Origin of the sequence: Candidatus Accumulibacter contiguus (assembly GCF_012940005.1) — a bacterium.
Classification (GTDB): domain Bacteria; phylum Pseudomonadota; class Gammaproteobacteria; order Burkholderiales; family Rhodocyclaceae; genus Accumulibacter; species Accumulibacter contiguus.
The window spans coordinates 18,755-43,650 of sequence record NZ_SPMX01000018.1 but is presented as its reverse complement, the minus strand read 5'-3'; the positions used below and the strand labels follow the sequence as shown (position 1 = coordinate 43,650).

Below are 24,896 nucleotides of genomic sequence, written 5' to 3'. Positions count from 1 at the left end.
GGTCCGCTCGCGATCCCGCTCGTCACTCCGGTGTGAGCGGGCCGGTGAGTGCGGCAATCGATGCCGGCCCTGGGGTGAGCGCCCTGGCCAGCGCTGCGACTTCGCCGCCGACGGCATCCATTGCGGCACGCAGCGGAGCGTCGGGAGCCCGCAGGTCGTCGTTGGCGCGCAGCATCTGCTCCAGGCGCGCCGCCAGTTCCGCCAGCCGCCTGGCTCCCATGAGGGCGCCGCTGCCCTTCAAGGTGTGCGCCACGCGTATCGCGCTGACGTGATCCCCCTCGGCCAGGCTCGCCGCCAGCAGCGACATGTCATCGGCGTGCGAGGCGAGAAATTTGCCGATCAGGGCCAGATACTTTCCGGTGTTGCCACGCAGGGCGACGAGAATTTCCTCCGTGTCCATGCCGGGCAAAGCGGTCAGGCGTGCCATGGCGGCTTCAGCCGCTTCTGGTGACGCTGGCGTTGCCGGTAGCGTCACCGCCGATGCTGGCGCCATTCCGCTGTCCGTCACTATGAAAGTCGCGAGCGACTCATGAGCCATCGCGTCAGGCAGCCACTTCAACAAGGCCGCATAGAGCAGGCCGGGAGTCATCGGTTTGCCGACAAAGTCGTTCATGCCCGCCTGCTCGCAGGCACGGCGGACCTCGTCGAAGGCGTTGGCGGTCATCGCCACGATCGGTCTGGTTTGCCAGCCGGGCAGGGTGCGGATGGCACGGGTAGCCTCCAGACCGTCCATGTTCGGCATCTGCATATCCATCAGGATCAGATCGTAGTCGGTGCCCTGTACCATCGCCAGCGCCTGCTCACCATCGGCCGCCGCGTCTACCGCCAGGTCGACGGCACGCAACAGTTCCTCTGCCACCTCGCGGTTGATGGCATTGTCTTCCACCAGCAGGATGCGTTTCCTCGCGCAACGCTGGCGTAGCCTGACCTCGGCATCGGCAATCTCCAGGGTCGGACTGACGGGCACGATGCCACGACCGCGCAGCAGGCGGGCGGTCAGCCAGAAGGTGCTGCCGACGCCGGGCGTGCTTTTGACGCCGATTTCGCCACCCATCAGGTGTGCCAGGCGCGCGGTGATGGCGAGTCCGAGGCCGGTGCCACCGTACTTGCGCGTCGTCGAGGTGTCGGCCTGTTCGAAGGCCTGAAACAGTCGCGCGCTCTGATCGTCGGTAATACCGATACCGGTGTCCTCGACCTCGAAGCGCACCAGCAATTTGTCATCCTGCTCTTCGAGCAGCCTGGCGCGCAGGGCAATCCAACCGTGGTCGGTGAACTTGACCGCGTTGCCCGCGTAATTGAGCAGTGCCTGGCGCAGCCGCGTCGGGTCGCCGCGCAACCACAGCGGCACGGCATCACGTTCGAGGTCGATCCGCAGGCCCTTGCGGCGTGCCGATTCGCCGATGATCGAAGCGACGCTGTCGAGAATCGCCGAGAGATGGAAATCCGTGCTCTCCACCTGCAATCGGCCGGCTTCGATCTTGGACAGGTCGAGGACATCGCTGATGATGGCGAGGAGGTGCTGCGCGGCGCCGTCGATCTTGTCGAGTCGCTCGGCCTGTGCCGGCGTCGCTCCGGTACGCCGCAGGAGGTGCGTCAGGCCGATGATGGCGTTCAACGGCGTGCGGATCTCGTGACTCATGTTGGCCAGGAACGCGCTCTTCGCCCGGTTCGCGGCCTCGGCCGCCTCGGCCCGGCGCGCGAGTTCCGCCTGCATCTCGGCGATCTCACGCTCGCGCCGGCTGCGCTCGCTGTTGTCGACCATCGTCGACCGGCTGAAGAGGAACTCTCCCGCGGCATTGCGCACCAGGTCGGCGCTGATCAGCACCGGCAGGATACTGCCGTCCTTGCGCAGCCAGTCAAAAGCCAGATCACGTACGCGGCCGCTGCGGCTGAAGACGGCAAAGCGCTGATTGAACAGCGCGCGGCTTTCGGCGGTCATGAACTCGCCGACCTTGTGGCCGACGAACTCTTCCCGGGAGTAGCCGAGCAAGTCGAGTTCAGTCTGGTTGACCGCGATGATCGTCCCGTCGGCGGCCAACGAGTGATAGCCGCAGGGTGCGCGATCGTAGAGGTCGGTGATTTCCTCGGCACGCTGCGTCAGTGCGAGATTTGCTTCCGCCAGTTCGGCGGTCCGTTCGGCGACCAGTTGTTCGAGGTGATGGCGATGGCGAGCGAGTTCGTCGCTCATTAACTTCTTCTCGGTGATGTCCTGCACCGTTCCGATCATGCGCCAGGGCTTGCCGTCGGCATTCCTTTCGAGGGCGCCGTGGCCGAGCAGCCAGCGGCTCACCCCGTCGATCGGGCGTGTGCGAAATTCCAGACTGGACATGCGCTGTCCTGCCAGGCAGGCGGCAGACCAGTCGTGCATGCGCGGCCGGTCGTCGGGATGCAGCAGGTCGACGAAACGATCGAAGCTCAGCGATTCACCTGGCCGCGGCGGCAGACCATACAGCCGGAAGGATTCTTCGCTCCAGATCACCTGGCCGGACGCGATGTCCACCATCCAGCTACCGACATGCGCGATGGCCTGCGAATCTGCCAGTAGCCGTTCCTGTTCGCGCAGCTTGTTCTCGGCCTGCTTGCGCTCCGTGATATCGCGGGAGATACCGAACAGTCCGATGACCTTTCCATCGCCATCGCGCAGCGGCCCCTTGGTGGCCAGGAAGGTGCGTGCCCCATCGGCGGTGGAAAGCGTTTCCTCATACGTATTGATCCGGTTTTCGTCAATTGCCCGGCGGTCGTTGGCACGGAGCATCGCGGCCTGTTCTGGCGGAAAGAGCGCCGTGTCGTCGCAGCCCGGAATCTCCTCGGCTTTCCTGTCGATCAGTCGGGCCGCTCCCTGGCTGAAGGCCAGGTAACGACCTTCGAGATCCTTGGCGAAGATGGCGTCGGTCGACGCCTCGACGATCGAGGCGAGGAATTGCTGGCTGCGGAGGCCCTCCTCACGCGCTTCCTGCTCGCGCCGCGACCAGTCCAGCGCTTGCTGGAGGAGGCCGCGCACCAGGCCATAGAGCAGCATCGACGTCACGGCGACGAAGAGCCAGCCCTTCAGCGTGCTGGCGAGAAGGATCCGGTTCGGATCCTGGAAAAGCCAAGCCACCGCCTTGTCGGAGAGCACGATCCAGAGTCCGGCAAAGATCGCGTAGATGAGGACGAGACGCAGGGCGCCGCGGGTTGGAGATGGTCCGGTCGTCGCCTGGGTCGGCCCGGCTCTTGAGGGATTCATCGCTGCGGTTTCCAGGAGGTTCCAGAATCGACCCTTTCGGACCATCGAGGTCTTCGCGTGAATCGTCGACGATCAGGAAGGTGGCACGGTGTTGCGCGGTCATCAACGGTTCTTCTCGACAGAGAAGAAAGCGCAGACGTTGGTTCATTCCAGCAGTATGCACCTGGATGGGGCCTCATGCCAGTACGCTGACCATCGCCGATGTCGCCGACCGGAAGGGGTTTGCTAGAATGCCCCACCTACCAGCCGGTTACGTCGCTCGCCATGCTCTCTGCGGACAATCCCATCCTGAATTCCCCCTATGACGAGCCGGCCCGGCACTATGCCACCGACGCCCAGGGCAACCTGAACTACCGGGACATTCGCCCGGGCCGCCGCCTCTTCACGCCGGATGTGCCGCAGGTGCCGATCGGCCAGCAGAACCAGGGCAGCATGTTCGACCTGAACGACTTCCAGGCCGAGTACGGCGAACACCTGATCAACCGGCTTCGGGACGAACTGCGCACCTGGCGTGACTCCGGCTACCGGGGCGTTACCAGCCGCGTCACGCGCGATCTGCTCGACTACTGGTTTGCCAACCCCGAGCGGGCCGCGCACCAGAAGCTGTTCTTCGCGCAGCAGGAAGCCGTCGAGGCCGCGATCTGGCTCAACGAAGTCGCGGAAAAATCGAACACCGGTACACATCTTCAGAGCGCGGCGAAGATGGCAGGAAAGTGGAAAGCCGAGAGGACGAAAACCAGGTGCTGCGCCGCGTTCTCGGCAGCTTCAAGGCCGGGCGCCGGCTGCTGGTGATCAATGACGAAGCGCACCATTGCTACCTGCCGCGCGCCAAGGGCAGGGATACCGAACTCGACAATTCGGAAACCGAAAACGAACGCGCCGCCGTCTGGTTCTCCGGCCTGCGCGCCTGCACCCGGCGCTTTCAGGTGCGTGTGGTCTACGATCTGTCGGCAACTCCCTACTACCTTTCCGGCTCGGGGTTTCCGGCGTACTCGCTGTTTCCCTGGGTGGTCAGCGACTTCGGCCTGATCGAAGCGATCGAAGCCGGGCTGATCAAGATTCCTTTCCTGCCGATCGACGACAGCAGCCAGGCGATCGACGAGCCGGTCCTGAAAAACCTCTACGAAAACTGCAAGGCAGAACTCCCGCGCAAGGGGCAGCGTACGCAGCGTCGCGAGGTGCAGGAAACCTCCGTCGGCGAAGCCGCGCCCAACTTGCCGGCCGGGCGCTGCGCCGCCGCTACTACTTTATCGACCCGAAGACCGGCAAGTTCCCGCCCGAGTACGCGCACATCATCGGCATCCCCTTCAAGCTGTTCAAGGCCGGCCAGAGCAGCCACACCGAGCCGCCCGAATACGCCACGCTGCGCGCGCTGCGTGAGCGCGACAGCCTCGAAATCCGCTTCCCCAACCGGCTACCGCCTGCAGACCGACAGCGACCACCTTGCCGCCGACTTCACCGGCACGCCCGATTATTGCCTCGACACCACCCGCCTGCCGGTCGAAACCACGCTCGGCACCGCCGTCTCGGCAGACCGCCAGACGATGCGCCTCAAGCTCGACGAACTGCGCGACCAGACCGTCATTTACAAGCTGACCCGCGACTACCTGCGGCGCATCCACGGCGACGAAGCGCAGCGGGCCGACCTGCGTCTCTTCCAGCAGGTCAGGCAGATCGTCGAGCGCTGGTACGAGGAAAAGCTCAAAGTCGTCGGCGAAGACAACCCGATCTACAAGCGCCTGGTGATCTACGAAGACCCGCAGCCGGTCGTCGAGAGCATCAACCGCGGCATCGTTGCGCACGCCGCCGAACGCGAGCGCGTGCTGCCGATTCTCAACCACTACAACCCGCAGGGCAGCACGCGGCACGTCTTCGGCCACACCAGCCGCAATACCTGGCCAACCAAAAAAAGCCACGTCAATCTGGTCGTCGCCGACACCGGCACCTGGGTCAGGATCGAAATCGACGCTGAAGCCTTCGACCGCCTGTATGGCTTCGTTTCCCATCCCATTCCTTTCCGGGCCGGCAGGCGCGTGGCGGTGCGCGTGGTCAGCCAGTTCGGCGAGGAATCGACCAAGGTACTGCAACCATGAACGCAACAGCGAAGAACGCCGGTGGCCGCCTGCGCCTCAAGATCAGCCTCGACTCCTGGGAACCGGCTATCTGGCGCCGCGTCGAGGTCGACAAGGATCTGACCTTCTGGGAGTTTCACCGCGTGATCCAGGAGGCCATGGGTTGGGACGACGACCACCTGCACGAGTTCCGGGCGGCCGGCCGGGTGGTGGGCATGCCCAGCCTCGACGACAACATGTTCGGTGGGCAACCGGCGCTTCCCGAAGACACCACGACGCTCGGCGAGTTGCTGGCGCGACAGCGCAAGTTTCGCTACTGGTACGACTTCGGTGACGACTGGTGGCACACCATCGCCATCGAGACGCGCCTGCCGCCCGACCCGGCGGCGCCGCGCGCCGTGCTGGTCGCCGGCGAAGGCGCTTGCCCACCGGAGGACTGCGGTGGGGTCTATGGCTACGCGAATCTTCTCGACGTCCTGAAGGATCCGGAGCACGAGGATCACGAGGAGATGATCGAGTGGCTGGGCGACGATTTTGACCCGAACCGGTTCGATTTGCCGACACACGCCCAGCGCGTCAGTCAGGTGGTGGCGAGATGAAAAGGACCCTGGCCGGCACCGGCCGGCAGCAGCCGTTCCTTGCCGATCAGGAGGGGTGAGCGATGCCGCCAGCCGACCAGCAGACGACGGAACGCGTCTTTCTCAGCTACAGCCGCGCTGACCAGACGGTGGCGATCGCCTTGCGCACGGCGCTCGAACAGGCCGGGCTGAGTGTCTTCAAGGATGACGATTCGCTGCGCACCGGCGACAGGTGGCTGGAGCGCCTGCAGGAGGCCCTGCACGGCTGCTCTGCGTTCGTCGTTCTCATCGGCAGGGAAGGCGTGCGCCGCTGGGTCGGCGCCGAGGTGCAGGTGGCCCTGATCCGCCACCTGGCGCCGGCGAAGGACGCCGAGCGCCTGCCGCTGTTCCCGATCTTCCTCGAAGACGCCAGGCCGGAGACGCTGCCGCCGTTTCTCGTCCTCTTCCAGGCCACCCGCTGGCGGGCGGCCGAGGCGCTGCCGGCCACACTGCTCGACGCCATCCGGGCGCGCGCCATCCGCCTCGACTCGCCGCCGGCCATCGAAGGCTGCCCCTTCGTCGGCCTCAACGCCTTCACCAGCAAGGATTCCCGGCTGTTCTTCGGACGCCGCAAGGAAACCCTCGAGGCGCTCGCGTGCCTCGGCGAGCAGCAGCCGGCCGACCCCGACAGGCTGCGCGCCGGCGGCGCCGGCTTCTGCCGCTGGCTGCAGATCGAGGGCAACAGCGGCGCCGGCAAGTCGTCGCTGGTCAATGCCGGCCTGTTGCCGATGATCGAACAGGGAGCGCTGTGGGCGCGCACCGGCTGCGAGCGCTGGCGAATCCTCGGGCCGATGATGCCGGGCAGGGACCCGCTGGAGAAGCTGGCGGAGGTCGTCGAGCACGCCCTGATCGCCGCCGGCGAGCGGCGCGACACCCGCGCCCGCGCGCAGCGCTTCGCACAGGACGAGCGCGCACGCGTACTGGCGCTCGACCTGCGCGACGCACGGGAAGAGCAGACCGCATTCCTGCTGATCGTCGACCAGTTCGAGGAACTGTTCACCTTCGCCGACCCGGCAGCGCGCAAGCAGTTCGACGCCCTGCTCGCCGGGGCGCTGCAGGACCCCGAGTGTCCGCTGTTCCTGATCAGTACCGTGCGCGCCGATTTCCTCGATCGCTTCGAACAATTGCCGCGCCTGCAGGAAATCTACAACAGCCTCTGCAAGCGCTACTTCCTGCCGACGATCTCCGAGCACGGGTTGCGCGAAGTCATCGAGCAACCGGCGCGGCTCGCCGGCCTCGACGTCAGCGAAGTCAGCACGGCGATCCTCGCAAACGCGCTTGACGAGATCGGTTCGCTGCCGCTAGTCGAGAACGCGCTCTACACGCTCTGGCAGCAGCGCCAGGGAAATGTCCTCAGCGGCGAGCGCTACCGCGAGTCGAACGGCATCGCCGGCATGCTCAGTGCGCAGGCCGACGCGCTGCTGGCGCGCATCGACGGCGAGGTCGCCAAGGGCAGGCAATCGGCGCTCGAACTGCTGCTGTGGCTGACCCGCATCAACGACGAGGGCCGCCACACGCGGCAGCGCATCCCGCGCGACCAAGCGGCGAGGATTGCCGGTGACGGCAAGGCGGCGGCCGGCGAGCGCGTGCTGCGACTGCTCTCCGGCGAGCGCCGCGCCGACGTCGCCGCGCCAACGCACGCCGGTTCGCTGCGGCTGATCACGATCGGCACCGAGCAGGACCAGCAGTACGTCGACCTGATCCACGAGACGCTGATCCGCGCCCGCGTCAAGGATCCGAAGACCGGTAAGGCGATCGGCTACTGGCCGACGCTCCACGACTACATCGAGAAGAACCGCGATCGCGACATGCTTCGGCAGCAGCTTCGTTTCCAGGCCGAGCAGTGGGGCCGCAGCGGTTCTCTCGGACGCTGGTGGAACCTTGCCGGCTGGTACGACCTCTGGCGCTACCGGCGGCTGCGCATCGACCTGCTCGGTGCGGAAGAACGCCGCTTCGTGCTGTGGAGTCGCTGGTCCGGAGCGATGAAGCTCGTCGTCCTGCTGGGGGTGTTCGGCAGCGTGGGCGAAGGCGTATGGTGGGCCAGCCGCAACAACCTGCCATTCGACTACGCGGTGCAGAAGCCGCTCTGGTTCTTGAGGTCGCTTGCCGGCCATCCGCTGCTGCCGGAGATGGTGGACATCCCGCCGGGAAGCTTCACGATGGGCTGTCTGGCGGGACGCGACGACGTCGAAGGCGCGACCTGCGGCAAGGACGACGTCGCGCATCAGGTGACGCTGTCCCGGCCGTTCGCTCTCGGCAGGTACGAGCTTACCTTCCGCGAGTACGACTACTACGTGTGGGACCAGCAGCGCCACGGAAAGGAGGTCGAATACCCGTCGGATGGCGGCTGGGGACGTGCCGATCGCCCGGTCATCAACGTCAGTTGGCACGACGCCAGGGCTTACACGCAGTGGCTGAGCCAGCAGACGGGCCAGGCCTACCGATTGCCGACCGAGGCCGAGTGGGAGTACGCCGCCCGCGCCGGGACGGATACGGCGTACTGGTGGGGGAAGGACTTCGCGCAGGACAAGGCCAACTGCCGGGGACGCAGGACGACGCCGGTGCGGGATCGTCATCCGAACCCCTGGGGACTGCACGACACCGCCGGCAATGTCTGGGAGTGGGTCGAGGACCGCTACGCCCCGTATTCTGCAGATCCGGCAAGGGATCCGTCGGGACCAGACGAAGGCGTGTCCCGCGTGCTGCGCGGCGGGTCCTGGAGCAATAACCCGAGGTACTGTCGCGCGGCGAACCGCGTCGACCTCGCTCCGGACGACCGTTACGACCTCATCGGCTTCCGGGTGTGTCGTGGTGCCCCCATCGAACCGCTGCGCGCTGCGCCGCTGGCCACTGAAACGCTGCCGCGCTGATCACTGGGCGCCGCGTAGCGGCGCCCGCGAAATTTTTTGACCCCGTCGTGGCATCACCCCGGCTTCGCGGCACGTCGCCAGGCGTCAGCACCAACGGTGCCAGCAGGTGCTGGCGCAATCCCCACGATTCATCCACCGGGCCAGGGATACTCGCTCGCTTCGCTGCCTGCCTGCGCCACTGATGGTCAGTGGGGCTGACCGCCGAGTTTCTCGAAAGCTTCATTGGCCGACAGAAAGACCTCTCCGGATAGCGATGCCCAAAGGGGCGACTTCATCAGCCGGTCCTGGACCGGCCCCTTGACCTCGGCAAGGTGCAAGCGCTTGTTTCGTTCGGCGAGGGCCTGGTTGAGTTCGCTGAAGACCGCTACTGCCGTGGCATCCATCCGGTTGACTGCGCTCATCACCAGCACCAGGTCGCGGATTGCGGGGGACGCTTCCAGTTGCTGAGTCAGGCGAAGTTCGACGGCGCCGAGGTTGCCGAAGAAGAGGCTTTCATCGATGCGCATGAACCTAGTTCCTTAGCCAGGCGGGAAGAAATCGGTTTGCGAGAGGCATTGCGCGCTTGGCAATCCAAGAAGGTGGTAGTCTTGACAGTCCTTCGACAGTATCTGTTGTCGACTTGGACCCTGTCAATCGACGAATCGAGAACCCTTTTCAACTCGGTTGTACGCCTGCTTCGCTGACCGATGACCCCAAAAACCGCATCTTCCTCGCACACCCGCCAGCCAGCCAATCCCTTTGCCGATTGCCTGGCGCTCGATCAGCGCCGGCTGCGCTCGCTGGCGCGCGATCTCCGGCACCTCTTCGGGACGAAACGCGATGCGCTGCAGGCCGAAAGCGACCGCCTGCTCGACCGTTCGCAGGCGGCCGTCGTCGCCCGCCGCGCACGGCTACCCCGGCCGGAGTTTGCCGATGATCTGCCCGTCAACCTGCGCCGCGACGAGATCACGGCGCTGATCGTCAGGCATCAGGTGGTGATCGTCTGTGGCGAAACGGGTTCAGGCAAGACCACCCAGATCCCGAAGATCTGTCTCGACATTGGACGCGGAACGACCGGTCTGATCGGTCACACGCAACCACGCCGAATCGCTGCGCGCGCCACCGCCGCGCGTATCGCACAGGAGTTGCAGAGCGAGTTCGGCACGCTCGTCGGCTACAAGATTCGTTTCAGCGACCGTACTTCTCCAGACGCCTTCATCAAGCTGATGACCGACGGCATCCTGCTCGCCGAGACGCAGGGTGACCCCTGGCTCGAACAGTACGATACCTTGATCATCGACGAGGCGCATGAACGCAGCCTGAACATCGACTTTCTGCTTGGCTACCTCAAGCAGCTCTTGCCGAAGCGGCGCGACCTGAAGCTGATCATCACTTCGGCGACGATCGACGCCGAGCGTTTTTCGCAGCATTTCGACGCTGCGCCGGTCATCGAGGTCTCGGGCCGCCTGTATCCGGTCGAAGTGCGCTATCGCCCGCTGCAGGTGGAGAAGGAGGAAGCGGCTCCCGACGACGAACGCGATCTCTACGATGCGATCGCAGACGCCTGTGATGAGTTGCATCGCGTCGGGCCGGGCGACGTGCTGGTGTTTCTGCCGGGTGAACGCGAGATCCGCGAGGCGGCCGAGGCGCTGCGCAAGCACCACCCGCCACACACCGAGATCCTGCCACTGTTTGCTCGCCTTTCGGCAGAGGAACAGAGCCGGATCTTCAAGCCGCACGTCGGTCGGCGGATCGTGCTGGCGACCAATGTGGCCGAGACCTCGCTGACCGTGCCGGGAATCCGCTACGTCGTCGATTCGGGTCTGGCGCGCGTCAAGCGCTACTCGTATCGCAACAAGGTCGAGCAACTGCAGATCGAAAAGATCGCGCAGGCTTCGGCCAACCAGCGGGCCGGGCGCTGCGGCCGGGTGGCGGCAGGGGTGTGCATCCGTCTCTACGAAGAGCAGGACTTCGCGCTGCGGCCGGCATTTGCCGATCCGGAAATCATGCGCTCGTCGCTGGCCGGGGTGATCCTGCGCATGAAGGCGCTGCGCCTCGGCGACATCGAGGATTTCCCGTTCATCGAGGCGCCCCCGCGCAAGGCGATCAGCGATGGCTACCAGTTGCTGCTCGAACTCGGTGCGGTGAATGCCGAGCATGCGCTGACCGCGACCGGCCAGGAACTCGCGAAGATGCCGCTCGACCCGCGGCTCGCGCGGATGATCGTCGCTGCTCGCGACGAAGGCTGCCTGCGCGAGGTGCTGGTGATTGCGGCCGCACTTTCCGTACAGGATCCACGCGAGCGGCCACAGGAGCGACAGGGGGCGGCCGACGCCGCGCACCGGAAATTCGCCGACGAGAGGTCGGAGTTTCTTTCCTGGCTCAGGCTCTGGGACTGGTATCAGGCCGAATTCGAGCACCGCAAGTCGCAGCGCAAACTCGTCGAGGCCTGTCACGACCATTTCCTCTCGGCCCTGCGCATGCGCGAGTGGCGCGAAGTGCACAGCCAGTTGCACGCCGTCGCAGCCGAGCACCAATGGCAGGAAAACCAGTTGCCGGCGACTTACGACGCAATCCATCGCGCGCTGCTCGCCGGCCTGCTCGGCAACCTGGGATGCAAGTCGGAAGAATCTGCACACTACCTCGGCGCGCGCGGCATCAAGTTCCTGATCCATCCGGGATCGACGCTGCAGAAGAAGGCCGGCAAATGGATCGTCGCCGCCGAGATCAGCGAAACGACGCGGCTCTTCGCGCGCTGCGTCGCGCGCATCGAACCCGCATGGCTTGAGCAGGTCGGCGCACACCTGCTCAAGCGCAGCTGCTTCGACCCACACTGGGAGAAGAAGGCGATGCAGGCGATTGCTTTCGAGCGGATCACCCTGTATGGCATCGTCGTCGATGCGCGCCGGCGAGTGAACTTCGGGCCGTTGAATCCACAGGAGGCGCGCGAGATCTTCATCCGCCAGGCGCTGGTCGGCGGCGAGGTCAGTGAAGAGTTCGAACGGCGCTGGGCCTTCCATCAGCACAACCAGCAGTTGATGCTCGAAATCGAGACACTCGAACACAAGTCACGCCGGCCCGACGTGCTGGTCGACGACGAGCTGATCTTTGCCTTCTACGATCGGATCGTCCCCGCGGGCATCTACAGCGGTGCCAGTTTCGACAAGTGGCGACGCGACGCCGAGCGCGCCACGCCACGTCTTCTGTACCTGCAGCGCGAAGACCTGATGCGGCACGAGGCTGCCGGCGTGACCAGCGAGGCCTTTCCGCATCAACTGCGGCTCGGCGGCGTCGATTATGAGCTGGCTTACCACTTCGACCCCGGCAGCGCGCGCGATGGGGTGACGCTGAGCGTGCCGCTGGCGCAACTGAACCAGATTCCGGCCGCGCGCTGCGAGTGGCTGGTGCCGGGATTGCTCAAGGAAAAGGTCGTGCAGCTGGTGAAGACGCTGCCACAGCGCTTGCGTGCCAAACTGGTGCCGGTGCCCGACTTCGCGGCCGAGTTCGTCGCGCAGGTGTCGCCTTCGGACAAGCCGCTGGTAATGGCCTTGATCGCCTTCATCCTGCAGTCGCGAGGACTCAACGCGCGCGGCTGGGAGATCACGCCCGATGCCTTCCGCCCCGACGCCTTGCCCGCGCATTTCTCCCTGAATTTCCGCCTGCTCGACGAAAACGGGCGCCAGCTCGGAATGAGCCGTAGCCTCAGCGATCTGCGCGCCGAGTGGGGTCGTGAAGCGAAGCAGGAGTTCTCCGAGCTGCACGAAACGCCTGGCGAGTACTCGGGAATGAGCGACTGGACCTTTGGCGAACTGCCCGAGCGGATGGAAATCGGGGTGGGCGGCGGACAACGGCTGCTCGGCTACCCTGGATTGGTCGACGATGGCGACAGTGTCTCGCTGTGCGTCTTCGATTCTCCCGAAGAGGCGCGCCAGGCGCATGCAGCCGGGCTGTTGCGACTGTTCATGTTGCAGTTTCGCGAACAGCAGAAGTATCTCGAGAAAAATCTGCCGGGGCTCAACCAGATGGCACTGCAGTTCATGGCGCTCGGTACGCTCGATGAGTTGCGGCGGCAGTTGATCGATCTGAGCTTCGCACGTGCGTGCCTGCTCGATCCCTGGCCGAACGATGCGGCCACTTTCCGCGCGCGTTGCCTCGAAGCCAAGCCGCGGCTCGGGTTGCTGGCGCAGGAGATCTGCCGTCTGCTCGGGCAGATTCTCGGCGACTGGCAGGCGCTGCAGAAAAAGCTGCCGGCATTCAAGGCCTTCGCCAGTACGCTGCAGGATATCGAAGGACAATTGGCGCGCCTGATCCACAAACGTTTCATTGCCGAGACGCCTTTCGAACGCCTGCAGCAGTATCCGCGCTACTTCCAGGCGATCGCCCTGCGTCTCGACAAACTGAAGGCGGGCGGTGTTCCAGGTGCAATTCGGGATGCACGCCTGCTGGCCGAGTTCGCACCGCTCTGGACAAATTACGAGCGCCGTGCCAGTGTGCTGGCCAGGCAGGGGGTGAGTGATGTGCGGCTCGAACAGTTCCGCTGGTTGCTCGAGGAATTGCGCGTGCAGTTATTCGCGCAGGAACTGCGCACGCCGGTACCGGTATCGAGCAAGCGCTTGCAGAAGATGTGGGAAGGCCTGTGAACCGTTGAAGGAGTGAGCATGAGTTTCGGGGCAATCATCATCGGTGACGAGATCCTGTCGGGGAAACGCGTTGACCGGCACTTTGCGAAAATCGCCGAACTGCTGTCGGTGCGTGGTTTGCGCCTGGCGTGGGCCGAATATCTGGGCGACGAACGCGCACGCATCACGGCGACGCTGCAGCGCAGCCTGGCTGCCGGGGACGTGGTCTTTTGTTTCGGAGGCATCGGCAACACGCCCGACGACCACACCCGGCAAGCGGCGGCGGCGGCGCTCTCCGTCGATCTGGTCCTGCATCCCGATGCGGAGCACGAAATCCGCGCCCGCTTTGGCGCCGAGATCACCGACGTTCGCCTGCTCCTGGGCACCTTCCCGCGCGGTGTAGAGATCATTCCGAACCCGTTCAACCGCATTCCCGGATTTCGCGTACGCGATCACCACTTCCTGCCGGGCTTTCCGCAAATGGCGCATCCGATGGCCGAATGGGTGCTCGATACTTTCTACGCGCCTTTGTTCGCCCCGCAGGCTTGCGTGGACAAGGCATTCTTGCTCACTGGAGCGAATGCCTATGAGAGTGCGCTGCTCGATCTGATGGAGCGAATCGTCGCCGACTTTCCTGCCTTGCGGCTGTACAGCCTGCCGTCGATGTCCGACGAGGGGCAGCGACGTTATCTTGAACTCGGGGTCGAAGGGGCTCCGCCACTCGTTGACGCAGCCATGGAGTCGATACGGCAAGAGGTAGAGAGGCGGGGCATCCGTTGGCAATGGCGGGCCTGATCCTGTAAACGAACAAACCCCGGCCGTAGCCGGGGTTTGCGGAAGTCAGGTGCCAGGGGGCGGATTACTTCTTCGGGGTCAGGGCGGCAGCAGCCTGAGCGGTGGCGTTGGTAGCCGCCTTGACATTGGTGTCGACGATGTCGGTCATCTGCTTGGCCATCTGCGAGATGTTTTCAAAGGCCGTGCTCGAAGCCGTCATCATCTGCTTCATCGCTGCGCCGAAGACATCGCTCGAGATCGGGTTGGCAACACCGACCTTGTCGATCAGGCCGGAAGCGTTGTGCCGCATGGTGCTGTACTGATCTTCCATCACCGAGGTGATTTCGCGCTGCATGTTGGCTGCCAGATCGTAGAGGCTGCGGGAGTACTCCATCAGCTTGTCGACGTTGGGGCGGGCCAGAGAACCGGCGATGTTGCTCAGCTCTTTTGGATCCTTGACGCCCAGCAGTTGTTGCGCACCGCTGGCAGTGCTGTTGAACAGCTCGCGGCTGGCGGCGAGGTTGAGTGCTGACAATTGTTCGAGACCGTGGAAGGCCGTGCGGACCAGCGTCATCATGACTTGGGCGTTGGCTTTCTGGCTCTGGGCGAGTTGTTCGAGGTCGATGGTGCTCATGGAGTTCTCCGTGAATGGCAATGGTAAGGCGTATGCAGGATGCTAACAGGCCTATTTCTTGGCGGCTGCAGCGGCGGTGCCAACTGCCTTGACGGTGGCGTTGGTTGCTGCGGCGACGTTCGTTTCTGCAATATCAGCCACCTGCTTGGCAGCCTTGTTCATGCTGTCAAAAGCGGAGGTCGCTGCGGCGATCGCCGACTTGACGGCGTTAACCGCAACATCTGAGCCAGCGGGGGCATTCTTGGTTGCCTTTTCGAGCAGACCGAGAACCTGCTTCTGGAAGTCACTGAATTGTGCTTCGAGAAGTTTCGAGATCTCTTCCTTCGATTGCGCCGAGATTTCATAGACGCTGCGGGAATAGGCCACGGCCTTTTCGAGGCCGGGTTGTGCCAGCGAACTCTGCAGCGAGAAAAACTCCTGCGGGTCCTTGGCACCAAGCATCGCCTTGGCGTTGGCAACGCCATCCTCGAGCATCGAACGGGCGGTATTCAGGTTGAGCGCAGCAATGCGCTCGGCACTGGCCAGCGCGGTATTGGCAAGGGTCAGCATCGCATCAACGGAAGCTTTGTTGGCGGCGGCGAATTGTTCTGGGGTGTTGAACATGGTCAATCTCCTCGATTAAAGTGGGGGCACAACACAACATGTGCAATGGTTAACTCACCGATCGCCGCGCCATTCCGCTTGACGATCTTTTTGCTGCACTGCACCATGCGTTGCATTATAGACTTTCGTTGAGCCATGTCAAGCATTTTTGTTGCGCCGCACCAAAATGGCCGGGGTTTCTTTTGACACGGTCCTTCGTGCCATGTGGCAGCTCGCTTCAGTCGGCTCTGGGGCTGATTTTTGCAGCGGGTTTGAGGGTCAGGGGCTCGCTCTTCTTGTCCGCTGGAGAGGGCTCTACGTTCTTGGCTTTGGGCTGGATGATTGCGCGCACGCGTGCCTGCCCTGTGCCGGTGGCGCTTTTGCTGGTGCCGCCAGCGGTGGTGACCAGGTATTTTTCGTTGAGTGCATCATAGGAGATGTACGCCCCCTTGACCTCGTCCAGGCCGTTGCGGACCCAGGCGCGAACAAAAAACTGCGTGATCTCGCTGCGTGCATCGTATTCGATGCGCTCGGCCTCGCCTTCGGTGAATTCATCGACGCCCTCCCGCTTCTGCCTGAAATGCGCAAGCCCGTTGGCACCACCAGTGGCGACGGCTTTCTGGAAGCCATCGGCGTCCTGGGTAACCACCAGGCGACTGGTGCGAAGCTCCATGCTGCCCTGGATCAGGACCGCATTACCCTCGAGAATCTTGACGTTTTTGATGTCATCGATGCTCAGGCGGTCCCCTTCCAGGTGGATCGGCTTGTCGCGGTCCGCGCGCTCGGCTTGCGCCGGCAGGGAAAGAGCGAGCAGGAGGCTGCTCGCGCAGGCACCGTAATGGATCTTGTTCATGTCAGAGGTTTCTTCCTGGCGAAATGGCTTTCGATTTGTCCGGTGACCGCGGATTCCAGCAGGTAAGTCTGCAACTTGTTGTTGACCTGCATGCCGACACCTTGCACCCAGGAGTTGGTCTGGGTGATCAGCACTCTGCTCTTGGTGAAAGCCCTTTCCTCGTCGGTCAGCACCGTCAACTCGGACATCGTGGCCACCAGTGGCCCGTCTTTGGCGGTCGCGGCACGGTGTATCTCGACCTGTTCCCAAAGCTCGATTCGCTCGGCTTGCGAACTCGTATGGCCATGCACCGAGTGGATGCTTACTGGCGGTCGCTTGGGGTCCAGGTAGATCAGCGTCGGCTTGAGCAGGTCGGTGGTATCATCGTCAGGGTAGTGACGAATCTCGTCAGCGGTCAGTATGTACAGCAGGTTTCCTGCGGTATCGAGCTTGCGCCCCCGTACATCGCTGATGATGTAGTCGGGATCGTGACGATTCCTGCCGTCATTGCGCACTTCCGGGAACTCGGTGACGTAGCGCAGCCAGGTAGTCAGGGCGACCAGAACGAGCAGAATACTCAGCGGCAGCAGCGCGCTACTCCACTTCCTCATCGGCCGGTCATCGTCAGATACGGTGCCAGCGCGGCAGCCAGCTTGTCTTGCGCATCGAGAATGAACTCACAGGCTTCGCGTACTGCACCGCGGCCGCCGTGACGTGCGGTGGTGAGCGCTGCATAACGCTGTACCAGCACATGACTATCGCCCGGCGTCGCAGAGAAAGCACATGCGGTCATCACCGGCAGGTCGAGCACATCGTCGCCCATGTAACCGGCATCATCGGCAGCGAGTCCGAGTTCGGCAAGTAGCGAACGCATGCAATCGAGCTTGTTGTCGACCGCCTGATAGAGGTGCTGGATGCCCAGGTCCTGCGCTCGCAGCTCGACGCAGCGAGCACGCCGGCCGGTGATGATGGCGACCCTGATCCCGGCCTGCTGCAGCATTTTCAGGCCAAGCCCGTCGAGCGTGTTGAAGGCCTTGATCTCGATCCCGGAGTCGCTGTAGAACAAGGAACCGTCGCTGAGTACCCCGTCGACGTCAAAAGCCATCAGTTTGATCCGGCGCGCGCGCGCCCTGGCGTCGTCGTGTTCGGAATCGTCTGGCATCAGATGACCTTGGCCTTGAAGAGGTCGTGCATATTGAGTGCGCCGACGACAATGCCCATCCCGTCGACCACGGGCAACTGGTTGATCTTGTGCTGCTCCATCATCTCGACAGCTTCCACAGCGAGCCGATCGGGACCGATCAAACGCGGCTCTCGCCCCATGATGTCGCTTGCCGACAGGGTGCGCAGGTCCAGGTTCATGGCGAAGGCACGCCGCAGGTCGCCGTCGGTGACGACGCCGATCACCCGTCGTTCGGGGCTGAGCACGGCGGTCATGCCGATGCCGCCGCGTGACATCTCACGAATGGCATCAGGCAGGCTGGTGCCGGCAAGCACTGTCGGAATGGCCGAACCGACGCGCATCACGTCGCGCACATGCGTCAGAAGGCGACGACCGAGCGAGCCGCCAGGGTGGGAACGGGCAAAGTCTTCCGGGCCAAAACCGCGCGAATCGAGCAGGGCTACCGCCAGCGCGTCGCCGAGGGCGAGGGCGGCGGTGGTACTGGCGGTCGGTGCGAGATTGAGCGGGCACGCTTCCTGCGCAACTGCGGCATCCAGGTGCACATCGGCTTCGATCGCCAGTGACGACTGCGCATTGCCGGTCATGCTGATCAGCCTGGCACCCTGACGCTTGATGCTCGGCAAGATGGCCAGCAACTCTGCGCTCTCGCCGGAATTGGAAAGCGCAATCAGTACGTCGTCGCGGGTAATCATCCCGAGGTCGCCATGGCTGGCCTCGGCCGGATGAACGAAAAAGGCGGGGGTGCCGGTGCTGGCCAGGGTCGAAGCGATCTTGCGTCCGACATGACCGGACTTGCCCATGCCGCTGACGATCACGCGCCCATGGCAATTGAGAATCAGCAGCAGTGCCTGCATGAAGTCGCCATCGATGCGGTCGACCAGCGCCAGTACGGCGTCGGCTTCTATGTGCAGAACCTGGCGGGCCAGGTCGAGCGCTTTCGGCGAGGGCTGTATTGGGCTCATGAGGTTGTAGTGGTGATCATGGGGCGAGTATAGCAGAAGCCCTTGGAGCACTCATCCCGAGCCGGCAGTACGGTGTGATCGCATTCGCCGGGCGACGATCCCTGCTCAGAAGGCGGCGCAGACCGTATACGGGGTGCCATCCTGGATGGCTTGGGTCGCCACGGCTGCAGTGCCGCGAGCGGCACCATTCGTTACCGCCTGGACCGATCCGCCAGCGGTATTGCCGTCGTCCATGGTGGTATCGATCTGTTTGACATGGCGGCCGAGGATGCTATCCGAGCAAACAAAAAACGAGCCACGCATGCCGGAAATGTATGGCGTCGGAACGCCGGCACTGTCGGTAATCACTCCCTCGATACCGATGAAACCGCCATCGGCATTGGTCGGGCGGTAATCGGCAGCAGCAGTTGCCGTGGGGCCTGTGGCCAGATTGGCGAAGCGAACGTGCTGCCAGAGCATGAAGCTCTCACTGTTGACGGTGGTCGCATTCCATGCGCCGTCGATGCGACCGTTGTTCGGTACGCAGCTACCGGCAGTTATCGTGCATTGAATCGCGGTATTGGCGCCAAAAGCATCCGTCAGTTGCGTCTGATTCTGGTCGCCCGGGAAGGCCTTGAAACGATCCTGGTAGGCATAGATCAGGGTCGAAACGGTGCGAAAGTCATTGATCAGATTTTTCACCTTGGCGCTGTTGATCAACTCCTGTCCCTTCAGCACCCCGCCGAGCAGCAGGCCGATGATGACGAGTACAATGGCAATCTCTACGAGAGTAAAGCCTGACTGTTGTTTGCTTGGCTGGTTCATGTCATTCTCCGGCGACTGTCGAATATGGTGTTCCATTCAAAGCACGTTTCGTGCCCGCGTTGGTGCCCGCGTTGGTGCCCGCGTTGGTGCCCGCGTTGGTGCCCGGATATGTGCCGGGAAAGTACCGGCGATTTGTCCGCCAGGGTCTTTGGACCTGTCGGTTTTTCGACACCCCTGACCAGAGTTGGACTGATTCCAGGCTTGCGAATCGGGCCGCCGGCAGTCGGCAGGAGCGCTGCATGACCCTGCTCCAGCGCATGGGTGGCGCTTTGCGTCAGCGCCAGCGCTGGCTTTTGATTTCCTTGCTGGGGGTGTTGCACCTGGCGCTGGTCGCCGGGGCCAATACGACGATCGGTTTGCCGTGCTGGCTGATGAGTGTCGGACTGTTCATTCTCTGGCAACCATTCACTTACGCCGAACGAAGTGTCGATTTGAGCGGGCTGGCGGTGCTTGCCCTGGTGCTCGGCTGCGGCGTCGCCTGGTACGGCTGGTGGCTGTTGATCGTCTGGGTGGTCATGCTGGCTGCCCTGGTCGGCGGGCGGGTGATGTTCATCGATCATCGACCGACCCGTATATTCTACCTGGTCGCCTTTGCCTACCTGCTGGCCGCGCTGCTGCTCTGGCTGGTACCCCAGGTGGTACCCAATGCCGCCTTGACCGGTCCGGCGCTGGATCGCGAATTCGCCTGGGGAATGCCTCTGTTCTTGCTGGTGATGTTGTTGCTGCTGCCACTCTCGCGGGAAAGCGATCGGCCCGGCGGCAGGATGATCGACCTGTTCTACAGCCTGTTCATCTTTCTGTTGATTGCCGTCCTGATCCTCGGTAGTCTGTCTTTCATGCTGATGCGCCAGTCCGGGTATCTCGAGGCGGTACTCAACGCCTTGATCTCGATTGCCCTGCTGCTGTTGCTGATCGGCTGGACCTGGAATACGCGGCCCGGCTTCACCGGTATTGGCGTCTTCTTTTCGCGCTATCTGTTGAGCATCGGCCTGCCGTTTGAAGCGTGGCTACATCGCCTGACGACCCTGGCCGGCAACGAAAGTGAGCCGGACCAGTTCCTGGCAAAGGCTCTCGCGGAGATGCTCGATCTACCGTGGGTCGATGGTGGCAGCTGGACTGCCGGAGCGCGCAGCGGCGCCTTTGGCAGGGAGTCGCGCTTTCATCATGATTTTTCGGGACAAGCCCTGCAACTCACGCTGTACACTCGCCACAAGCTGAGTCCGGCGCTGGTCTGGCATTTTCATCTGCTGGCGCAACTCGCCAACGAACACTACATCGCCAAGTTGCGCGCTCGCGAGTTGCAGCAGGTGAGCTATCTGCGTGCGATCCATGAAACCGGCGCTCGCCTCACGCATGATGTGAAGAACCTGTTGCAATCGCTGAGCAATCTGTGTTACTTGGCACAAACGATGAATGGCCAGGATGGCCGGCTCGATCGCTTGTTGCAGCACCAGTTGCCACAGATCACACAACGCCTGCAGCAGACCCTGGCCAAGCTCCAGAAGCCACAAACCGAGGTGGGTGGCGTCCTGCCACTTGCGATGTGGTGGCAGATCCAGCAGCAGCGTTACGCCACTTCGCCAGTCATTTTCCTTGCCAGAGACCTGGACCCCGATGCCTTGCTGCCGGCTGCGCTTTTCGACAGCGTTACCGACAATCTGTTGCAGAACGCGCTGCAGAAGGCGCAAGCGGATGGCTCTGTGCAGGTGCGCGTCGCGATCAACACCGACGCCTCGGTATTGCGCATCTGCGATACCGGCAGTGCGCTTGACCCGAGCCTTCTTGGCGATCTGCTGCGCGCGCCCGTGCCCTCCGAGAACGGTCTTGGGGTCGGGCTCTATCACGCGGCTCGACAGGCGGAAAGCTGCGGCTACGAATTGCGACTGGCAAGCAATGTCCCGGGCCAGGTGTGCTTCGAGTTGCAGCGACTGCGGCCGGGCATGCCAGCCGTTTAAACGCTTCCTGCGGTGCGGCGGCCGATCAGGCGATGCACGACCATGTTTCCTTTGCCCTTCAGATAGATGGTCCGGGGTTCCTGAAAAGTGAAGCTCTGCTGCAGGCGTCGATAGGTTCGCTCATCGACCTGGACCATGCCGGGAATGCCCTCGGTGGTCACCCGGCTGGCGATGTTCACCGTGTCACCCCAGAGGTCGTAGATGAATTTCTTCTTGCCGACGACGCCGGCAACCACCGGGCCGGTACCGATGCCGATGCGCAGTTCGAGATGCATCTCGTTGATACTGAAGTCATGGCGAAGCAGATTGCACATTTCCAGCGCCATATCGGCCAAGGCCTCGGCTGGATTGCCGACCGCAGCGTCGAGACCGGCGGCGACCATATAGGCATCACCAATGGTTTTGATCTTTTCGAGGCCATACTTTTCGGCGAGTTCGTCAAAGCAGGAGAAGATTTTGTTCAACATGGCGAAGACCTGTTGGGGGGTCAGACCTTCGGCAACGCGGGTGAAGCTCACGATGTCGGCGAACATCACCGAGACTTCGGCAAAGCCATCCGCAATCGTCTGGTCGCTGTTCTTCAGGCGCCTGGCGATCGGCGCGGGAAGGATGTTCAGGAGGAGGCGTTCGGAGCGATCCTGTTCGCTTTGCAGCAGTCGGTGGGCTTCCTGCAGGCGTTGCTGGGCCCGGTGCTTTTCGGAATCCGAGTAGCGAAGCAGCAGAAAGACAATGGTCGATACGGCCGCAAAGTTGAGGGCGAAGAAGAATGCGGTGGTCTGCAGCGGCACTTTGTGCTGCGTCACACTCAGCGAGTCGGCGAGGTAGTAGTCGAAGGCGCCAGAAAGCGCAGTGAGAAATACATAGGCAAAAAACCAGGCCCCCGACTCTCTCGGGCCAATGAACAGTACCGCGCCGATCGGTGCCAGCAAGGCCCAGAGGCTGATGCCGCTGGCGGTGATGAAACTGCCGATGCTCCATTGCGCGACGAAGGGTGTGAACAGGAACAGCGACAACTGGATCCAGCGGAAGGCATTGAAGTTGAGCGTTTTCAGGTAAATGAGCAGATTGCCGACGAGCAGCAACTGCAAGGCAAAAGACAGGTTGGAAGGGAACCGGGGTCCGAGTTGCCAGTAGAGAAACAGCCAGACGACCGAGGCCAGGCAGATCAGACCAGTTGCAAAAAACAGCAGGGACTTCTGCAGACGCAGTTCTTCATTGTCGGTGTCAGCGATGCCGGCGTTGCGCAGCCGGTCAAGAAAGGTCCGGCCGGCAGTCATCAAGGCAGTTTGCCGGCAGTGATCATGCGGTTGAAGAGGACACCAGGGGAGATCCACACGACTTCATCGTCGTAAGTGGCAGTCGGTGCCGCTCGTTTGACAAACTCCTTCGCAACGGAAGCGTCCGACCATGTGCCTGTAGACGTGATCAAGACCCGGTTTTCGAGTTCATCCACATCGCTGCCTGCGGGTAACTGTGTTCCTTCTGCGGTGAAGGCTGCGTTGCCATTCTTGCCGTGCGAGATCACGACTGCCGGTACGGCGGTGGCGACAGCGATGCCGCCGGCTGAAGACGAGACCTTGATGTCGCCGGTGGACGAGAGTTTGAATAGGGGCAGGGGAGGGGCGTTGCTGAATTCCGGGGTCACCCGGTAGCTATAGCGCCGTCCCCAGGCGTCTTTTTCTGCCACTCCCAGTGTTGCCCATGGCAACACCCCGGCAGGATTGACGCAGGCGCCGGCATTGCGGGCGCCGGCAAGTCCGGCATTGGGACTGCCGCTGGCGATGGTCGGTAGAGCTGGGCAGGGGAAGTAACCGTTGACGGCGACATAGCCCAGCAGCGCCTCACGGATCTCGGCCATGGCTGCCTTGGTGTCATTGCTGTTGCGCATCTCGATCTGCGACGACAAGGGTAGCAGCAGCCCGCCGATCAGGATAGAGATGATGACCAGGACGACTGCCAGTTCGGTCAAAGTGAATCCTTGCCTAGTCGGAGTCTGGCAGGGCAAGCTATTCATGGCAGGCACCTGACGAGATCGGTACTCGGGCTGGCCGCGTTGAAATTCCCTGTGCTGCCGCTGAAGCTTGTCGAAGACGCATTGGGTACATTGAACGAAGTGAGGTTGTTGCCTTCCAGGTAGTTGTTCTTGTCCGCCTTTTCGGTTGCCGTGTTGCGAATCTGGCCGACCGTCTTGCGGCCGCCGAAAATCAGGACTCGGCTGCAAATCTGCGAAGACGGCAAGCCGTTGATCGTGATCTGCGACGGCGGAGAGAGTTGCGCAAGAAACAGCATCTCTTTCCAACTGTTACAGAAGTCGTCATCCGGGGCAAAGCTGCTGCAGCTGAGTTTGTCGGTGCCCTTGCTGCCAGTCACATCGATGCTTCGCAAGTGGTTCTGGAATGCTGGATCGTCGAGCAGCCTGCCGATGGCATCGCTGAAGTCGTTGCGGCGGATCAAGGGCTTGAAGATGTCGTCAACCGTGATGTAGAGAAACAGGTCATTGTAGTGGTCGCTGTCGGCGATCACGAAACGCTTGTTGTTGGTATTCGGGGCAAGCCTGTGGTTCGTGCTGCCGGCAAAGTAGTTGACTTGAGCGCTGGTGGACTCAGTGGCATTGAAGGAATCGAGATAATTGCGGGCGTCGTAGTTGCCCCCGCATTCGGTATAGATGGGATCGGCCAGCGCACGGTTCTGGCCGTCGAGCGCCTGCCCTGGAGCCACCAGCAGCGCGGCAAGGTTAGTAGCAATGAGATTTCCGTTGCTGTCGATGATGTCGATCTGCCCTGCTGTGTCCCAATTCATTGCGTCCGTCTTGGGGACGATCTTGAAACGCCCTGAAACTACATACCATAGACATTCTTGCTGCGCATCACGAAGGGGCGGAGAGGCCAGTTGGCCGGTTTTGGTTTTCCAGGGAAATTTTCCGATTACCGAGAGATCTTTCTGGTTGCCCAGGAAGCTGGGTGAAGGGCCGCCCTCAGCCGGCACCCAACCGACTCCGGAATCGAGATCGGCACCCAGGTCGGGCAAGCGCAGATATCCTGCATCGCTGACAGGTGAGCGCGAGATTGCATCGCCGATCAGGGCGTCTCTTGCCTCTGCCATTGCTGCCAAAGCACTCTGCGTACGCCCCATCCTGACCTGGAATGTGCTGAGTTGACCGAGAAACAGGTACATCCCCCAAAGAGTCAGCAGGGTCAGCATTGCCAGCATGGCGACGCCACGCTGGCGCTGCCGGTAAACTGCCCTGCCGGCACCTGGCCGACTCGCCAGCATGCGCGACCGCCAGTCGATCATCGCACGAGGTCTTCTGCGCATGCGCTTACTTCGTCGCCAGTGGCCGCGAATGTACCAGCACCCGACCACCATTCAGCAGGTCGTTTGCTTCGCCGGTGTTACGGTTGAGCGTATCGCCGATGCGCGCCGTGACGTTCGGTGAAACACCGGATTGCACCACCAATCTTCCCGGATCGCCGCGCCGCTGGGTCACGGTCAAGCCGTTACCGGTCTCATTCTCATGCTGTGGGCTGCCGTTGATCCAGGTCGTGCGCTTGCCGCTGCTGCGGGTGACGATGCCGTCTACCGTGAGCGTCGGAACCGTCATGATCTGCGGTTTGTCGAGTGTGTTCCTCTCGCGCTGCTGATCGAGCTGCTGGCGGAGTTCGGGGGTGAAGAACAGACGACCCAGAGCCTCCTCGGCAGTGACCGCCGGAGCCGCCAGCAGCCAGCCAGCCAGCCCCATACAGAGGGTTTGCTTTGCTGCGCGCGCGAACCTGGTCATGGACTGGCC

General features: G+C 62.8%; 20 protein-coding genes. 7 read left to right on the top strand and 13 right to left on the bottom strand.

The window, feature by feature from the left end; genetic code table 11:
- Positions 1-22: 22 nt before the first annotated feature.
- Positions 23-3,226, bottom strand: coding sequence for a PAS domain S-box protein (locus E4Q08_RS08155; protein ID WP_169070007.1), 3,204 nt, complete (start codon positions 3,224-3,226; stop codon positions 23-25).
- A 264-nt stretch (positions 3,227-3,490) separates the two neighbouring features.
- Between E4Q08_RS08155 and E4Q08_RS08150 the strand changes: the two genes are divergently transcribed.
- From E4Q08_RS08150 to E4Q08_RS08135, 4 genes are all read left to right on the top strand, one after another.
- Positions 3,491-4,018, top strand: a complete 528-nt coding sequence (locus tag E4Q08_RS08150; RefSeq protein WP_034911629.1) for a hypothetical protein — start codon at positions 3,491-3,493, stop codon at positions 4,016-4,018.
- A complete protein-coding gene (locus E4Q08_RS08145; protein WP_169070006.1) occupies positions 3,940-5,319 on the top strand; it encodes a hypothetical protein in 1,380 nt (459 codons plus the stop codon). Before E4Q08_RS08150 ends, E4Q08_RS08145 begins: the two co-directional genes overlap by 79 nt.
- Positions 5,316-5,897 (top strand): plasmid pRiA4b ORF-3 family protein, encoded by a 582-nt coding sequence (locus E4Q08_RS08140; protein ID WP_034908670.1) that lies wholly within the window; start codon positions 5,316-5,318, stop codon positions 5,895-5,897. The genes E4Q08_RS08145 and E4Q08_RS08140 overlap by 4 nt, the downstream gene beginning before the upstream one ends.
- A 62-nt stretch (positions 5,898-5,959) precedes the next feature.
- Positions 5,960-8,785, top strand: coding sequence for an nSTAND1 domain-containing NTPase (locus E4Q08_RS08135; protein WP_169070005.1), 2,826 nt, complete (start codon positions 5,960-5,962; stop codon positions 8,783-8,785).
- 185 nt (positions 8,786-8,970) lie between these two features.
- On the opposite strand, the gene E4Q08_RS08130 is transcribed toward E4Q08_RS08135, so the two are convergent.
- The gene (locus E4Q08_RS08130; protein ID WP_169070004.1) at positions 8,971-9,291 is read right to left on the bottom strand and encodes a sodium-independent anion transporter; all 321 of its coding nucleotides are present in this window, start codon (positions 9,289-9,291) and stop codon (positions 8,971-8,973) included.
- A gap of 180 nt (positions 9,292-9,471) precedes the next feature.
- Between E4Q08_RS08130 and hrpA the strand changes: the two genes are divergently transcribed.
- Positions 9,472-13,404 carry an ATP-dependent RNA helicase HrpA gene (gene hrpA / locus E4Q08_RS08125; RefSeq protein WP_169070003.1) on the top strand — a complete coding sequence of 1,311 codons (3,933 nt, stop codon included), beginning with the start codon at positions 9,472-9,474 and terminating at the stop codon, positions 13,402-13,404.
- Positions 13,405-13,422: 18 nt separating this feature from the next.
- A complete protein-coding gene (locus E4Q08_RS08120) occupies positions 13,423-14,178 on the top strand; it encodes a competence/damage-inducible protein A (protein WP_034915787.1) in 756 nt (251 codons plus the stop codon).
- 64 nt (positions 14,179-14,242) lie between these two features.
- Here the strand turns inward: E4Q08_RS08120 and E4Q08_RS08115 are convergent, their stop codons facing one another.
- The 7 genes from E4Q08_RS08115 to E4Q08_RS08085 all read right to left on the bottom strand — a co-directional run bounded on the left by E4Q08_RS08115 (position 14,243) and on the right by E4Q08_RS08085 (position 19,154).
- Positions 14,243-14,791: a phasin family protein gene (locus tag E4Q08_RS08115; protein WP_034915789.1), complete on the bottom strand. Its 549-nt coding sequence runs from the start codon at positions 14,789-14,791 to the stop codon at positions 14,243-14,245.
- Positions 14,792-14,842: 51 nt separating this feature from the next.
- Positions 14,843-15,394 (bottom strand): phasin family protein, encoded by a 552-nt coding sequence (locus E4Q08_RS08110; protein ID WP_211203356.1) that lies wholly within the window; start codon positions 15,392-15,394, stop codon positions 14,843-14,845.
- Positions 15,395-15,611: 217 nt separating this feature from the next.
- Positions 15,612-16,226 carry a lipopolysaccharide transport periplasmic protein LptA gene (gene lptA, locus E4Q08_RS08105; protein ID WP_169070001.1) on the bottom strand — a complete coding sequence of 205 codons (615 nt, stop codon included), beginning with the start codon at positions 16,224-16,226 and terminating at the stop codon, positions 15,612-15,614.
- Complete coding sequence (lptC, locus tag E4Q08_RS08100) at positions 16,223-16,816, bottom strand: LPS export ABC transporter periplasmic protein LptC (RefSeq protein ID WP_034915799.1); 594 nt, start codon at positions 16,814-16,816, stop codon at positions 16,223-16,225. The genes lptA and lptC overlap by 4 nt, the downstream gene beginning before the upstream one ends.
- The gene (locus E4Q08_RS08095) at positions 16,813-17,367 is read right to left on the bottom strand and encodes a KdsC family phosphatase (protein WP_169070000.1); all 555 of its coding nucleotides are present in this window, start codon (positions 17,365-17,367) and stop codon (positions 16,813-16,815) included. Before E4Q08_RS08095 ends, lptC begins: the two co-directional genes overlap by 4 nt.
- Positions 17,367-18,350 carry a KpsF/GutQ family sugar-phosphate isomerase gene (locus tag E4Q08_RS08090; RefSeq protein ID WP_169069999.1) on the bottom strand — a complete coding sequence of 328 codons (984 nt, stop codon included), beginning with the start codon at positions 18,348-18,350 and terminating at the stop codon, positions 17,367-17,369. Before E4Q08_RS08090 ends, E4Q08_RS08095 begins: the two co-directional genes overlap by 1 nt.
- A 105-nt stretch (positions 18,351-18,455) precedes the next feature.
- Positions 18,456-19,154: a prepilin-type N-terminal cleavage/methylation domain-containing protein gene (locus E4Q08_RS08085; protein ID WP_034917772.1), complete on the bottom strand. Its 699-nt coding sequence runs from the start codon at positions 19,152-19,154 to the stop codon at positions 18,456-18,458.
- A gap of 239 nt (positions 19,155-19,393) precedes the next feature.
- Between E4Q08_RS08085 and E4Q08_RS08080 the strand changes: the two genes are divergently transcribed.
- Positions 19,394-21,109 (top strand): ATP-binding protein, encoded by a 1,716-nt coding sequence (locus tag E4Q08_RS08080; protein WP_169069998.1) that lies wholly within the window; start codon positions 19,394-19,396, stop codon positions 21,107-21,109.
- On the opposite strand, the gene E4Q08_RS08075 is transcribed toward E4Q08_RS08080, so the two are convergent.
- The 4 genes from E4Q08_RS08075 to E4Q08_RS08060 form a co-directional block, all read right to left on the bottom strand.
- Positions 21,106-22,386, bottom strand: a complete 1,281-nt coding sequence (locus E4Q08_RS08075) for an adenylate/guanylate cyclase domain-containing protein (protein ID WP_034917768.1) — start codon at positions 22,384-22,386, stop codon at positions 21,106-21,108. The genes E4Q08_RS08080 and E4Q08_RS08075 overlap by 4 nt on opposite strands.
- Complete coding sequence (locus tag E4Q08_RS08070) at positions 22,386-23,123, bottom strand: prepilin-type N-terminal cleavage/methylation domain-containing protein (RefSeq protein ID WP_034917766.1); 738 nt, start codon at positions 23,121-23,123, stop codon at positions 22,386-22,388. Before E4Q08_RS08070 ends, E4Q08_RS08075 begins: the two co-directional genes overlap by 1 nt.
- Positions 23,120-24,319 (bottom strand): hypothetical protein, encoded by a 1,200-nt coding sequence (locus E4Q08_RS08065; protein WP_169069997.1) that lies wholly within the window; start codon positions 24,317-24,319, stop codon positions 23,120-23,122. The genes E4Q08_RS08070 and E4Q08_RS08065 overlap by 4 nt, the downstream gene beginning before the upstream one ends.
- A gap of 109 nt (positions 24,320-24,428) precedes the next feature.
- Positions 24,429-24,887, bottom strand: a complete 459-nt coding sequence (locus tag E4Q08_RS08060; RefSeq protein ID WP_169069996.1) for a hypothetical protein — start codon at positions 24,885-24,887, stop codon at positions 24,429-24,431.
- Between the last annotated feature and the right edge of the window lie 9 nt (positions 24,888-24,896).